We start from the raw sequence: 14,497 nt of genomic DNA on the forward strand, positions 1-14,497 counted from the left end.
GCGAAGAGGAGGGCTTGCGATGAGCGAAGACATGAAAGATGTGAATCGTAAGGCTACGGTTCCATACGACGAGGATAATTACACCCATAATATCCATAAAGATAATGAACGGAAGCTGGACCGGCGAAGCTTCTTGAAAACGATGGCTGGCGCCGCTGGCGTGTTCGCCATCTCGACGCTGCCGTGGGGGGCAATCGCGGCCAAACATTTGGTTAACGGGGATAAACGCATCTATCCAAAAAATAAAATAACGGCGCTCACCGACATTCCAGTAGGGGAAGCGGTTGAATTTGCCTATCCGGGAGAGCATGATACGGCGTTGCTGGTCCATATCGAGGAAGGAACCTTCAAGGCTTACCAGAATGCGTGCACCCATTTGAAATGCCCGGTCTTCTGGAGCAAAGAAAAGAGCGAGCTTGTATGCCCTTGCCATCATGGCTTATTCGATGTCCATACAGGCAAGCCGGTCGCGGGGCCGCCGAAGCGGCCGTTGCCCGAAATTGAGCTGGCAGTCGAGAAGGGGACGGTTTACGCAACCGGGGTGAAGCGCTATGAAACGTAGCTACAGGGGCGTCATCTATTTAAGCTTTGTGCTGCTCGCTAACATTGTGTTTACACAGCAGGTCGTGAATGCTTTTTTCTATGAGCAATACGAGAAAGTGCTCTTGTTCGCGGGCTTGAATGTGATCTTGTTTCCGCTCGCCATCTGGATTTACCGCCGGGAACGGAATGTGGGCTAGCTGCTCATGAGGAGGGCTTAGGATGGGAGAATACGATGTGGAGCTCTGCTTTATTCGCCCTCGCAATTGGGGGGAAGCATCGCTGCTGGAAGAGGTTCGCGAGCTAGTGTGCCACCTGTTTGCAGGAGCCCGAACAGATGTGGAGCATGGCGAAGAAGATGGATTGGACGTGGCCGTCGCCAAGGTGAACGGCCTTGCCGTGTGGGACAATGAAGAGGATTTACTGGACTGGTTGGATGATGCATTGCCGGAGTCGTGGTGGGATTGGCTTGCTGGATACAAGGTGAACGTGATGAAGAAGGAAGATGCAGGCCCATGCCTGATTAAGAGGAGGGGAAGCTGGAATGGATGTTGAAGCAGCGCTTAGGCCGCTTTGCGGAAAAGAGGTGGAAGCGGTCATCGAAGACCTCGCGGGCCATGATCCCGTTGCCCCTCCGCGTACGTTTGAGCTGATGCGTGTAAAGCTGCTCCCAGAAGGGACGCATTTGCAATGTTATTTGAATTTGACGCAATTTCTATCGATTCCAGTGTTCAGCGACGAACGGACAAGACTGACGCTGGACGGGCCTAACGGGACAACGTTCGTATCCGAGGATTTGCAAGGGCAACTTCGTTACATGTTGGCCTGGAAATCGCCATAACTATTGTGACTCGGCGCACAGTTGTGAAATTCCCGCTGGGATATGATGGGGTTGCAAAACACGGTTATATAAGAGGAGGCAGGCAAGATGGAAACCAGATTCGACGGATCGAATAAGATTGGCGACATCGTAACCGCTTTTCCAGGTGCAAGCAATCTGTTTAAGGCTAACCGTATTGATTTCTGTTGTGGCGGCAATGAACCGCTTGGGGCGGTACTTCAGCAAAAAGGGATGGATGAGCGGGCATTCCTTGCTTCGCTTCATGAAAGCTTTGTAAGCTGGGAGCAGCGCCAGCATGAAACTAGAGATTGGCGCGAGGCAGAATGGTCTGAAATCATTGAGCATGTTGTAGGCAAGCATCATGCATACCTACAGGCGGAATTGCCGCTGCTTAGTGAATTCGTAACGAAGGTGTTGCGTGTTCACGGCCATAACGAGGAAGAAGGCGGTCGCCTTGCGAAGCTGCATACGCTATTCCATCAGATGAAAACCGAGCTTGAACAGCACTTGATTGCCGAGGAGTCGATCGTCTTTCCGCTCATTCAAGCGTATGAGGCAATGCCATCGGCTGACCTGCTGGCAAGAGCGAACCGGAAGATCGAAGAGCTGGAGTCTGACCACAGCAAAGTGGGCGATCTCCTGAAGGAAATGAGAGCTGTCACGAGCGATTATACGCTGCCAGAAGGCGCTTGCCGGACGTATACGGTCACCTTCCAGAAGCTTGTCGAGCTGGAAAGCGATATTTTCGAGCATATTCATCTGGAAAATAATATTCTGTTTCGCCGGCTTGCCGAACTGGCGGCTCCTGCGGAAGAGATATTAAGCGCACCGCTCCAAATGCTGATGCAGGAGCATATTCCTTTGCTTGAACAGATGGAGCAGTTCTATGCAATCGCGCAGCAGATTGGGGGAACGGACGGCCTATCGGATTGGATGGCCTCGTTGTTCGTATTGCAGGAGATGGCGAGGGCATTCGTGCGTGATCTGGATCCGCATTCCGCTAAGGAAGAGGATATTTTGTTCCCGATGGTCGCCCGGTTTGTCGGGTACGGGACGGGACCAGTTGCAGTGATGGAATTCGAGCATGAGCAGGCGAAGCTCCACCTCCAACAGTTTCTTGAAGCCGTCTCGGCGCTAGAAACGGGAGCAGCTGTTACTGCAGCGGCAGCGGCGGGCATCGCAGCTGATTTGATCGAAGCTTATCACATTTTGACTAGCCACTTCATGAAGGAGGAGACGGTGCTGTTCCCTATGGCACAGCGATTGTTTACGCCAATGGATATGGAAGAGCTGGCCGCCAAGTTTAACGCACTTCGCATTCCGTCTGCATAAAACGATAGTCCCAAGTCCGCATATATCTTCCGTAAGGAAGGGCGAGCGGACTTTTTTCTGTAGGGTGATTTATGTCACAGGCAGACGGTTTTGCCTTCGTTATAATCAAGCCATAACCAACAACGAGGAAGTGAATAAGGATGGCTGATCCCAACTTGAAACGGCGCAAGCTGGTTCTCATCGGCAACGGCATGGCCGGCGTCAATACATTGGAACAAATCCTGAAGCTTACAAATGCATACGAAATTAATGTATATGGCGAGGAGCCTTATCCGAATTACAATCGCATCCAGCTCTCATACGTCCTTGAGGGCAGCAAACGCATCGACGATATTATTTTGAATAGCCGCGAATGGTACGAAGAGAATGGCATTGCGCTGCATACGGGAACCAAAGTAGAACGGATCGACACAGAGGAGAAGCGAATATACACAGCAACGGGCGAAACAACAGAGTATGATGTGCTGATCATTGCGACAGGTTCAAAACCATTCATTCTTCCAGTGCCGGGCGCAAATAAAAAGGGAGTGATCGGCTTCCGCGACATCGCCGATTGTGAGTCGATGATTGACGCTTCCCGCCGGTTTAAGCAAGCAGCGGTTATCGGAGGCGGATTGCTCGGGCTCGAAGCAGCCAAAGGCCTCGTACAGCTCGGCATGGAAACGACGGTCGTTCATCTGATGGGTTCGCTGATGGAACGCCAACTGGATGAAGTGGCTGCGGGCATGCTGAAGGCTGAACTGGAGCGCCAAGGCATTCGATTCAAAATGGCGGCGAAGACGGTGGAAATGCTTGGCGATGCGGATGTTAGCGGCATTCGGTTCGCGGACGGGTCGGAGCTTGATGCGCAACTGGTTGTTATGTCAGCAGGCATTGTACCCAACACCGAGCTTGCGAAGGCGAGCGGCATTGCGGCCGGGCGAGGCATTCTCGTTGATGATTTTATGCAGACGAGCGCACCGGGCGTGTATGCGGTTGGCGAATGCTGTGAGCACCGGGGTGTTTGTTACGGCCTTGTTGCACCGCTTTTCGAGCAAGGCGCTGTATTGGCCAAAAGGATGGCGGGTGTTGCCGCCGCACCATACGAAGGCTCTTCGGTTTCGACGAAGCTTAAAATTTCCGGCGTCGACGTTTTCTCGGCCGGCGAATTTATCGAAGGCCCAGAACATCAGGTGCTGCGCATTCACGACGATTGGCGCGGCCATTACAAGAAAGTGCTGCTTCGCGATAAACGAATTGTCGGCTCCGTCATGTACGGTGATGTGTCGGATGCGCCGCGCCTCACTCGCCTGATTCGGGATGGCGCCATCATGACAGATGAGCTATACGCCGAATTGTTCGGCGGCGGAACAGCATGCTGCAGCGGAGGCAATAAGGATTCGCTCGTGCAAGCGATGGCGGACGATGAAATCGTCTGCGGCTGCAATGGCGTGACCAAAGGTGATATCGTTCGCGCCATTCAAGCGGACGGCCTGGCTACCGTCGACCAAATCAAAATGAAGACAGGCGCAACCCGTTCATGCGGCGGCTGCAAACCGCTCGTAGAGCAACTGCTGCAATTCGTGTTAGGCGACAGCTATCAGGATCAGCAGCAGCCGGTTAAGCAAGGGATTTGCGGCTGTACGTCGCATAACCGGGATGAGATCGTTGCGGCGATTCAGAAGATGCACCTGACAAGTGTCCGCGAGGTCATGATGGTGATGGAATGGCAGCAGCCCGAGGGATGCTCGAAATGCCGCCCTGCCTTGAACTACTATCTTGGCATGGCGTGGCCGGCGGAATACGAGGACAGCCGGCAGTCGCGTTTTGTCAACGAACGGCTTCATGCCAACATTCAGAAGGATGGCACCTATAGCGTTATTCCGCGGATGTACGGCGGCGTGACGACGCCGGAGCAGCTACGGCAGATCGCTAATATCGCCGACAAGTACGATGCGAAGATGGTTAAAGTGACCGGCGGGCAGCGGATCGACCTGCTAGGCATCGAGAAGGAGCATCTGCCAGCGGTGTGGGAGGAGCTTGGCATGCCATCGGGTTATGGCTACGCCAAAGCGCTTCGTACGGTCAAAACTTGTGTCGGCTCCCAGTTTTGCCGGTTCGGAACGCAGGATACGATTACCATGGGCATTAACCTGGAGAAGAAGTTCGAACGGCTATGGATGCCGGCGAAATTCAAGATGGCTGTAAATGGCTGCCCGCGCAACTGCGCGGAATCGGGCACGAAGGATCTCGGCATTGTCGGCAATGAAGGCGGCTGGGAGGTTTACGTAGGCGGCAACGGTGGAATTCGCATGAAGGAAGCGGAGCTGCTGTGCAAAGTGAAAACCGATAGCGAGCTAGAGGAAATCTGCGGGGCGTTCATTCAATATTATCGGGAAACGGGCAATTATGGCGAACGAACGTCGGATTGGCTAGAGCGTCTAGGCACTGATCATGTGCGAGCGATCGTAATGGATGACTTAACACAGCGCCAAGCGCTAGTCAGGCGCGTCGAAGATGCGCTCGCAGAGCTTCAAGATCCATGGCAGGAAGTGGTCGAGAGTGAGAAGCTGCAGCGCGAGTATTATCAAGCGGTCGCTGTGGACGTAGCTAAGGGGCAGTGAAAAGAGAGAGATAGAAGATAGGAGATGGAGCCTGATGGCCATACAGGATCAACGGGATGATGTGGAAATTGGCAGGATAGATGATTTCCCGCAAGGGTTAGGGCGGCAAGTCCGAATCGGCATGGCTGACCTGGCCGTATTCCATACGACTAGCGGTGATGTCTATGCGTTAGAGAACCGGACGCCCCATCGCAAGGGCGGCACGCTCGCGGAAGCGATCGTCAGCGGCCATTATATCTACTGCCCGCTGCGGGATTTGAAAATCAACCTGAAAGATGGCATGGTGCAGGCGCCGGATACGGGGCAAGTGCGAACCTTCCATGCCAAGGTTGAAGCTGGTGCTGTCTACGTGGAACGAGCCGGGCAGCACGCCGCGTTAAGTGAGCTGGAACTAACCGATAGCCGAAGCGGGGGGCGATAAGATGATCGTAGACAGGAAATCGAGCGAGCTGCAGCTCGATCCAATCGATACAGCAAGGCCAAGCGAATATATGCAGCTGTTTATGAAATTGGAAGCGGACCATGAGCAACTGAAAGCGGCGTGCGATGAATTATGCGCGCTCAGCATGCGGGGAGCAGCCGTTTTTAGCAGAAGGGGGGCGAAAAATCTGCTAGCGGTGCTGCGCGAGCGAACGGCTGCGGTGATTGGCGATCTGTCCGCCCACGCCAGATGGGAGGATGAAGCGCTGTTCCCGGTGTTTACACGGTATTACAAACAGGAGATTGAACCGACGATTCAGCCATCCCTATGGGTGCTGGAAAAAGATTACGAGCTAGCGATGCAGTTTTTCGAGTCGTTCATGCAAGCGAGCTTCGCCCAGCTAAACCTACTGACGCTGGAGGATGGGGAGGTGGGTCTGAAGTTTTTTGAAGGCCTTAAGGAAGGCTGTAACTGTTTAACCCAAGGCTGCTTTATTTTGAATAGCCATTTTCAAATGGAGGAAGAGTTGATCTTCCCGTTGGCGGAAGCGATCTTGACCGATATCGATTATTTGTTTTCATAGAACGACCCCAATAACCGTTTCCAAGGAGGAGAGAAACATGGCGATGAAGCAAAGTAAACTAGAAGCCCAGCACTCCGCCCATGAAGAAGTAAACCAGTTGGTGGCACGTGCAAAAATAGCTTATGATGCGTTTCTGCAAATGGATCAAGGGCAAGTCGATACGATCGTCCACGCGATGGCGCTCGCGGGCCTTGACCAGCACATGAAGCTAGCGAAAATGGCCGTAGAAGAAACGGGTCGCGGCGTGTATGAAGACAAAATTACGAAGAACATTTTCGCGACCGAATATATTTACCACAGCATTAAGAATGACAAGACCGTCGGCGTTATCGAGGAGAACGCATTCGAAAATTACAAGTGCGTAGCGGAGCCTGTCGGGATTATTGCCGGCATTACGCCAGTCACGAATCCGACTTCGACGACGATGTTCAAGACGCTGATCGCGGCTAAGACGCGCAATCCGATCATCTTCGCTTTCCATCCTTCCGCCCAGAAGTGCAGTGCGCAAGCGGCGCAGATTCTTCATGATGCAGCGGTCGCTAGCGGAGCGCCAGAACATTGCGTCCAGTGGGTTGAAACCCCATCGCTAGAGGCAACCCAGCTTCTGATGAATCACCCGGATGTGGCGCTTGTACTGGCAACTGGCGGTTCAGCGATGGTTAAATCTGCATATAGCACAGGAAAGCCAGCGTTAGGCGTCGGGCCCGGCAACGTACCTTGCTTCATCGAGCAATCGGCGAACCTTGAACAGGCGGTAACGGATCTTATTTTGTCCAAAACGTTCGATAACGGCATGATTTGTGCTTCCGAGCAGGCGGTCATTATCGAGGAGCCCGTCTATGAACAAGTGCGCAAGCTGATGAAGGGCAGTGGCTGCTACTTCTTGAATAAAACGGAAACCGAGGCGGTTTCGAGTCTTGTCATTAACAGTGACAAATGTGCAGTTAATGCGGTCATCGTCGGCCAGCCTGCGGTGAAAATCGCGGAGATGGCAGGGATCAAGGTCCCGCAAGACACGAAGATTTTGGTAGCCGAGCTGCAAGGGGTCGGGGTGCAATTCCCGCTGTCCGCCGAGAAGCTTAGCCCAGTTCTGGCTTGCTATCGCGTCCAAACGGCGCAGGAGGGCATCGAGCGGGCAGCAGAAGTTGTCGCTTTCGGCGGCCTTGGGCATTCCTCGGTCATCCATTCGAGCAATGATGCGGTTATCCAAGCGTTCGCGAACCGGCTCAAGACGGGACGCATTATCGTCAATTCGCCTTCGACCCACGGTGCAATCGGCGACCTGTACAATACGAACTTGCCGTCGCTTACACTAGGCTGTGGCTCGTATGGCCATAACTCGACGACATCGAACGTGTCAGCTGTAAATTTAATCAATATTAAGCGAGTCGCTTACCGGACAGTCAATATGCAGTGGTTCAAAATTCCGCCGAAAATTTATTTCGAGAAGGGCGCTACCCAGTACCTTGAAAAAATGCCGGACATCTCGCGCATTCTCGTCGTGACGGATGCGATGATGGTGAAGCTCGGTTATGTCGAGAAGCTGGAGTATTATTTGCGAAAACGGGCTAATCCGGTTGTAATTGAATTGTTTGCCGACGTGGAGCCGGACCCTTCGGTCGAGACGGTCGAACGTGGCACGAAATTAATGGAAAGCTTCCAGCCAGACTGCATCATTGCGCTTGGCGGCGGATCGCCAATGGATGCTGCGAAAGCGATGTGGCTGTTCTACGAATACCCAGATACGAGCTTCCATTCCCTCAAACAGAAGTTTTTGGACATCCGCAAACGTGTTTATAAATATCCGCGCCTCGGAGATAAAGCGAAGTTCGTAGCTATTCCGACGACCTCGGGAACAGGCTCGGAGGTTACGTCGTTCGCTGTCATTACCGATAAGAAGGAGGGGGATACCAAATACCCGCTTGCGGATTACGAGCTAACGCCGGATGTGGCGATTATCGATCCTGAATTTGTTTATAGCTTGCCGAAGCGGGCAGTAGCAGACACGGGAATGGATGTCCTCACGCATGCGATTGAAGCTTATGTGTCGGTCATGGCAAGCGACTACACGGACGGCCTTGCGCTTCATGCGATCCGCTTAGTTTTCCAAAATCTAGAGAATTCGTACCACACGGCTGATCCGCTCGCTCGTGAGAAGATGCATAATGCATCGACGATCGCCGGCATGGCTTTCGCCAACGCTTTCCTCGGCATTAACCACAGCCTTGCGCACAAATGGGGCGGGCAGTATCATACCGCTCACGGGCGGACGAATGCTATTCTGCTACCGCATGTGATTCGGTACAATGCCCAGAAGCCGACCAAATTCGCTTCGTTCCCGAAATATAGCCACTTCATTGCCGATCAGCGTTATGCAGAGATTGCCCGTATGCTCGGGCTTCCGGCGAAGACAACGGAGGAGGGCGTGAACAGCCTAATTGCGACGATTCGCAAGCTGAACCAGTCGCTTGGCATCCCTGAGAAATTCCAGGAACTCGGCGTGAATCCGGCAGATTTCGAAGCGAACGTTGACCAGTTGGCTGACCGCGCCTTCGAAGACCAATGCACGACCGCTAATCCGCGCATGCCGCTCGTTACGGAATTGGCAGACATTTATCGCAATGCGTTTTACGGAAAATTTTAGGAACGGCCATGTGCTTATGAGGGCGTCCCGAAAGCCGTGTCGGCTGAGGGATAGCCCTGTTTTTGTACTGGAGCAGTTGGCGCTGTGTTTGATAGCGTGCGTGTGCGAGTGTGGGTGCGTCGTGCTTCGGATTTGAGGTAGAGCTGGTGCATGCGGACTGTTGTGTGCATCGTATTGAAGTGGTGTTGGTGTATGCGGGAGTGTTGCATTTTGGATTAGAGTGTGGTGCTGGAGTGTATTAGCCTGCTCATTGCAGTTTGTTATGAATTGCAATGGGAACGTGCAGGGCCGTCTGATGATACCTATCTCATTGTACAAAGTGCAATGGCGTGATGCATCTCACTGCGGCGTTGCCCAAACAATGGTGTAATAACGTTATCGAAGAACATTCGACATATTGACGAAGAAAGGAGTGGTTCGAATGCTGTCTGGCGTTATTCTGGCAGGAGGCGATCACCAAGCAACGAAAGGGGAAAACCGCGCGTTCCTTGAACTGGATGGCGAGACGCTGCTTCAGCGGCAAATCCGGGAAATGGGCAGCTGCTGCAGCGAAATTACAATTGTCACGAATGAACCACGCCCTTTTCTTCGAGCTGTCGATCGGGAGATAAGAATTATTACCGATTCCTTCGCTGGCAAAGGGATGCTTAGCGGCATTCACGCAGGGCTTTCACTTTCGAAAAACCACAAAGTCTGGATTCTCGGTTGCCATATGCCTTTTCCTTCTGCAGGAGCGGCGCAGTTGTTGGCGGCTCAGAAACAGGAAGGGATTGAAGCAGTTCTGCCTTGGATCAACAACCGTGCTTATCCTTTGCATGGCATCTATGACCGGTCTTGTGCGGATAAGATTGGAGCACTGCTTGGCGGCGGGAACATGAGGGCTGCCTCCCTGTTGCATACACTTCGTTGGTCGGAAGTTTATGAGCCTGCCTTTGCTGAGCATGGAATCGATAGCCGATTCGTCGAGTCGATCCACGCCACGAAGGATCACGAACGGTTAATTGCACAAGCTTCCCGATGCAGCTGATGGCAATCAAAAAAAGATGTCGAAGTGTGAGCAATGTCATAGTGGACCATCGGAGAAACAAGTAACCTAAAGATAGAAAACGGAGGTGCTTGATCATGGCGATGAAGGAAAGCGAAGCAAAAGATCGGGTAGGAATCTTGGGCGCCTGGCGTGGATTCGCCTCGGGAAACTGGCAGGAACAGATCGATGTCAATTCATTTATCGAAAATAATCTGACGCCCTATACTGGCGATGAGTCGTTTCTAGCAGAAGCAACTGACGACACGAAGGATTTATGGGCGCAGCTGTGCGTACTGTTGAAGGAAGAGCGCGAACGCGGCGGCGTACATGATGTAGACGTCAATACCGTCTCGACTATCCTGTCCCATAAACCCGGATATATCGATCAGGAGAAGGAGAGAATCGTCGGGCTGCAAACGGATGCTCCGCTCAAGCGGGCTGTTCAACCATTCGGCGGAATTCGGATGGCTGTCGATGCATGTGAAGCCTATGGCTACAAGCTGAATCCGGAGTTGGAACGATTGTTCACAGAAATTCGCAAGACGCATAACCAAGGGGTATTCGATGCCTACACAGCTGAGATGCGTGCTGCCCGCAAAGCTGGGATCATTACCGGTCTCCCAGATGCCTATGGCCGTGGCCGCATCATAGGCGATTACCGCCGGGTTGCGCTGTACGGGGCAGACCGGTTGATCAAAGGCAAGAAACAAGAGCTAACGGAGCTTGAGGCCAAAACGATGACGGAAAGCGTAATTCTTCTCCGCGAAGAATTGTCAGAGCAAATCCGAAGCCTCACAGAGCTGAAGGCGCTGGCGGCTGAGTACGGCTATGACCTGTCCCTTCCGGCTGCGACGGCAAAAGAAGCCGTGCAATGGCTGTACTTTGCTTACCTTGCAGCGATCAAGGAGCAGAATGGCGCAGCGATGAGCCTCGGGCGCGTTTCCAGCTTCCTCGACATCTATCTGGAGCGTGATCTGCAAGAAGGTACGCTGACGGAAAGCCAAGCGCAGGAGCTTGTTGACCATTTCGTTATGAAGCTGCGCATTGTGAAGTTCTTGCGAACGCCAGATTATAATGAACTGTTCAGCGGCGACCCGACATGGGTGACGGAGTCTGTCGGCGGCATGGGCCTAAACGGCAAGACGCGCGTCACGCGCAATTCCTTCCGCTTCCTCCATACGTTATATAATCTTGGTCCCGCACCAGAGCCGAATTTAACAATCCTTTGGTCGGCGAAGCTGCCGGACAATTTCAAGCGCTACTGCGCTCGCGTATCGGCTGAGACGAGTTCCATCCAGTATGAGAATGATGACCTGATGCGTCCGCATTTCGGCGACGATTACGGGATCGCCTGCTGCGTATCCGCTATGCGAATCGGCAAACAAATGCAGTTTTTCGGCGCACGCGCCAACCTCGCTAAAGCGCTGCTCTATGCGATCAACGGCGGTGTGGATGAGAAGCTCGGCATTCAGGTTGGCCCGGCAATCGCGCCAATTGCATCGGATATTTTAGATTATGAGGAAGTGAAGGCTAAGTTCGATGCGATACAAGATTGGTTAGCGAAGCTGTATATCAACACGCTAAACATTATTCATTACATGCATGACAAATATAGCTACGAGCGGATTGAGATGGCGCTGCATGATAGAGATATTTTGCGCACGATGGCTTGCGGCATCGCGGGCTTGTCAGTCGTCGCTGATAGCTTGAGCGCTATCCGATATGCGAAGGTGCGTCCAGTACGTAACGAGCGAGGGATTGCGATCGGGTTCGAGATCGAGGGCGATTATCCGCAATACGGCAATAATGATGACCGCGTTGACCAGATGGCCGTCGAGCTGGTAGAAGGCTTCATGAACCGGCTGCGCAAACATAAAACGTACCGTGAGGCACTCCCTACGATGTCGGTGTTGACGATTACTTCGAACGTTGTTTATGGGAAGAAAACGGGCAGCACGCCGGATGGCCGCATGGCTGGGCAACCGTTCGCGCCTGGGGCAAATCCAATGCATGGCCGTGACCGCAAAGGTGCTCTCGCATCGTTGGCATCGGTCGCCAAAATCCCGTACACGCATAGCCTGGACGGCGTCTCAAATACATTTTCGATCATACCAAAGGCGCTGGGCAAAGAAGATGAAGCCCGTTTCAACAACTTAGCCGCATTGCTCGATGGTTACACGGCAAGCGGAGGGCATCATCTGAACATTAACGTGTTCAACCGTGAGCAACTCATGGATGCGATGGAGCATCCGGAAAATTATCCGCAATTGACGATACGTGTATCGGGTTATGCGGTTAACTTTATTAAGCTGACCCGTGAGCAGCAGTTGGACGTTATTAATCGCACGTTCCACGGTGAAATCTAACCATCTGCAAGCTGAATGTTCGAGTTAGGAAAGGAGCGTGGCCTGCATGAAAGGGCGCATACATTCGATGGAAACGTTCGGGACGGTGGACGGGCCAGGCATCCGCTTTGTCCTGTTCATGCAGGGCTGCGCGCTGCAATGCCAGTTTTGCCACAACCCGGATACATGGGATCCAACCGCTGGGCGACAGGTGACAGTTGAAGAAATATTGAATGAGATTGAGCCCTATCTAGCTTATTACAAAGGCTCAGGAGGCGGCATAACGGTGACGGGAGGGGAGCCGACCTTGCAAGCGCCATTCGTCGCACAACTGTTTAAGGCGTGCAAGGAACGTTACGGCCTCCATACGGCACTGGACAGCTCCGGGTTTTGCGAACCTTCACATGCAGCAGAGCTGATGTCTTATACGGATCTCGTGCTGCTCGACCTCAAGCAGATGAATAAGGCGAAGCATGAATGGCTGACATCACAGCCTAATGACCGGATTCTCGCGTTCGCCCGTTGGTTATCTGACATCCATAAGCCAGCTTGGATTCGGCATGTATTGATCCCTGGCATTACAGACAACGCCGAAGATCTGGCAGCGCTTGGGGCATTCATCGGACAGTTGGCGAATATCGAGAAGATTGAATTGTTGCCCTATCATCGAATGGGTGTATACAAGTGGCAGCAGCTTGGCCGCGCTTACCCGCTCGAAGGCGTTCCTACGCCATCCGATCGCGAAGCCAGCCGGGCTAGGGCACTTATCGATACAGCGATAATCGCATGCCGGGAACAAACCATAGGAAACCAATGAAGAGGCGTAGCGATACGCCTCTTCTTCTGCACACACGGAGGAAGTGTAGTGATATTCCTCACAAATTACAAGGGTTTTTCCCCGCTAAAGATCAGTGCACTCCCCGATGGTTTGTATTGGCATGCCGCGATATGATGGTAACAAATGAACGATCGGAAGGGGAGCAAGTGATATGGCAAACCCAATCATGCGAGCGGATGGTTTAGGGCCGGTCTTATCCCAGGAAAGCTTCGAGAAGCTGCAAAGCATCATGTATGTGAAACAGAAAGAAAAAGGAAGCGCCCTGTTCTGGGAAGGCGATCCGGCGGACAATTTGTTTTACTTGCTTAGTGGGCGTGCCAAAACGACCAAAACGTCCGAGAGTGGCAGGGCGCTAACGATGTACTTGCATCAGCAAGGGGATTTGATCGGCCAGATGGACCCATTCCAAGATTCGGTTCATAGCTTTACCGTGGAAATTACAGAAGACGCCAAAGTGGGCATTATTCAGCGCAAGGATCTGGAAGTGTTGCTGTGGCAGCATGGCGATTTAGCGGTTGAGTTCATGAAATGGATGGGAATGATGCACCGGCTGACCCAAACGAAATTTCGCGATTTGATGATGTTTGGCAAACCCGGTGCGCTATGTTCGCTGTTAATCCGGCTGGGCAATTCCTATGGGAAAGTCAAAGATGGACTGATCTATATCGAGTTGAAAATGAATAACACTGAAATGGCTGATATGATTGGAGCAACGAGAGAGAGCGTCAACCGGATGCTGAGCGACCTGAAGAAAGAAAACGTCGTTGAATATGCAAACGGCCATATCATTATTAAAGACCTCCACTACTTGCGTGAAGTTTGCCATTGCGAAAATTGTCCCAAAGAAATTTGCCGCATGTAAGGAAGGAGGCGTACAATTGAAGGAATCAGGGATGCATGATCGAATGATGTTGGAGCTTGAACGTGTGCGCCAATGGAGCAGCAGTGACTTTGTCGCTTATGCAATGCCCGCTAAACATTACCGGCTTATGCGCTGGAACTTTGTTATCGGCAGCCGTAATGGCAAAGTGGGCCAAATGAAACTAAAACCCGGCATTGGCATGGGAGGCATGGTGCTTCGCCATGGGGTGCCGTATGCGATCAATGATCGTGACAACCGCACATTGCTGCGGGAATGTCCTATTATGCTAGCAGAGAAGCTAGCGTTTGGGCTCGCATTCCCAGTACCGGCTCAATCTCTAGGATCCTTGAATGGGATACTGCTTCTTGGACGAAGAGGGGACCTAAAGTACGATAATCGCGTAGTTCAAGGGCTGCATCCTTACTTGCAAATGTTAGTCGAGAGTTATTAAACAATAGAGC

Annotated in this window: 14 protein-coding genes; all 14 read left to right on the plus strand. The window is 52.5% G+C overall.

The features are described from left to right. The first annotated feature begins 19 nt into the window (after positions 1-19). Positions 20-562 carry a Rieske (2Fe-2S) protein gene (locus GON22_RS17460; protein WP_202113293.1) on the plus strand — a complete coding sequence of 181 codons (543 nt, stop codon included), beginning with the start codon at positions 20-22 and terminating at the stop codon, positions 560-562. Beyond that, on the plus strand, positions 552-740 hold the full coding sequence (locus GON22_RS17465; protein WP_160397391.1) for a hypothetical protein: 189 nt from the start codon (positions 552-554) through the stop codon (positions 738-740). Before GON22_RS17460 ends, GON22_RS17465 begins: the two co-directional genes overlap by 11 nt. A gap of 22 nt (positions 741-762) precedes the next feature. Beyond that, positions 763-1,095 (plus strand): hypothetical protein, encoded by a 333-nt coding sequence (locus GON22_RS17470; protein ID WP_160397392.1) that lies wholly within the window; start codon positions 763-765, stop codon positions 1,093-1,095. Further along, positions 1,085-1,381 carry a hypothetical protein gene (locus tag GON22_RS17475; RefSeq protein WP_160397393.1) on the plus strand — a complete coding sequence of 99 codons (297 nt, stop codon included), beginning with the start codon at positions 1,085-1,087 and terminating at the stop codon, positions 1,379-1,381. Before GON22_RS17470 ends, GON22_RS17475 begins: the two co-directional genes overlap by 11 nt. Positions 1,382-1,468: 87 nt before the next feature. After that, the gene (gene ric / locus GON22_RS26595; RefSeq protein ID WP_160397394.1) at positions 1,469-2,713 is read left to right on the plus strand and encodes an iron-sulfur cluster repair di-iron protein; all 1,245 of its coding nucleotides are present in this window, start codon (positions 1,469-1,471) and stop codon (positions 2,711-2,713) included. 140 nt (positions 2,714-2,853) lie between these two features. After that, positions 2,854-5,316: a nitrite reductase large subunit NirB gene (gene nirB, locus GON22_RS17485; RefSeq protein WP_272898809.1), complete on the plus strand. Its 2,463-nt coding sequence runs from the start codon at positions 2,854-2,856 to the stop codon at positions 5,314-5,316. A 34-nt stretch (positions 5,317-5,350) separates the two neighbouring features. After that, a complete protein-coding gene (gene nirD, locus GON22_RS17490) occupies positions 5,351-5,737 on the plus strand; it encodes a nitrite reductase small subunit NirD (RefSeq protein WP_160397395.1) in 387 nt (128 codons plus the stop codon). A 1-nt stretch (position 5,738) separates the two neighbouring features. Next, the gene (locus GON22_RS17495; RefSeq protein WP_160397396.1) at positions 5,739-6,320 is read left to right on the plus strand and encodes a hemerythrin domain-containing protein; all 582 of its coding nucleotides are present in this window, start codon (positions 5,739-5,741) and stop codon (positions 6,318-6,320) included. A 37-nt stretch (positions 6,321-6,357) separates the two neighbouring features. Next, complete coding sequence (gene adhE / locus GON22_RS17500; RefSeq protein ID WP_160397397.1) at positions 6,358-8,964, plus strand: bifunctional acetaldehyde-CoA/alcohol dehydrogenase; 2,607 nt, start codon at positions 6,358-6,360, stop codon at positions 8,962-8,964. Positions 8,965-9,385: 421 nt separating this feature from the next. Next, positions 9,386-9,991 carry a molybdenum cofactor guanylyltransferase gene (gene mobA / locus GON22_RS17505; RefSeq protein ID WP_160397398.1) on the plus strand — a complete coding sequence of 202 codons (606 nt, stop codon included), beginning with the start codon at positions 9,386-9,388 and terminating at the stop codon, positions 9,989-9,991. A 95-nt stretch (positions 9,992-10,086) separates the two neighbouring features. Continuing rightward, positions 10,087-12,357: a formate C-acetyltransferase gene (gene pflB, locus GON22_RS17510; RefSeq protein WP_160397399.1), complete on the plus strand. Its 2,271-nt coding sequence runs from the start codon at positions 10,087-10,089 to the stop codon at positions 12,355-12,357. Positions 12,358-12,403: 46 nt separating this feature from the next. Next, positions 12,404-13,153 (plus strand): pyruvate formate-lyase-activating protein, encoded by a 750-nt coding sequence (pflA, locus tag GON22_RS17515; RefSeq protein ID WP_160397400.1) that lies wholly within the window; start codon positions 12,404-12,406, stop codon positions 13,151-13,153. A 172-nt stretch (positions 13,154-13,325) separates the two neighbouring features. Beyond that, positions 13,326-14,036: a Crp/Fnr family transcriptional regulator gene (locus tag GON22_RS17520; RefSeq protein ID WP_160397401.1), complete on the plus strand. Its 711-nt coding sequence runs from the start codon at positions 13,326-13,328 to the stop codon at positions 14,034-14,036. 16 nt (positions 14,037-14,052) lie between these two features. Further along, a complete protein-coding gene (locus GON22_RS17525) occupies positions 14,053-14,487 on the plus strand; it encodes a hypothetical protein (protein WP_160397402.1) in 435 nt (144 codons plus the stop codon). The last annotated feature ends 10 nt before the right edge of the window (positions 14,488-14,497 follow it).

The sequence above is a fragment of the Paenibacillus sp. MMS18-CY102 genome (assembly GCF_009789195.1).
Taxonomy (GTDB): Bacteria; Bacillota; Bacilli; order Paenibacillales; family Paenibacillaceae; genus Paenibacillus_T.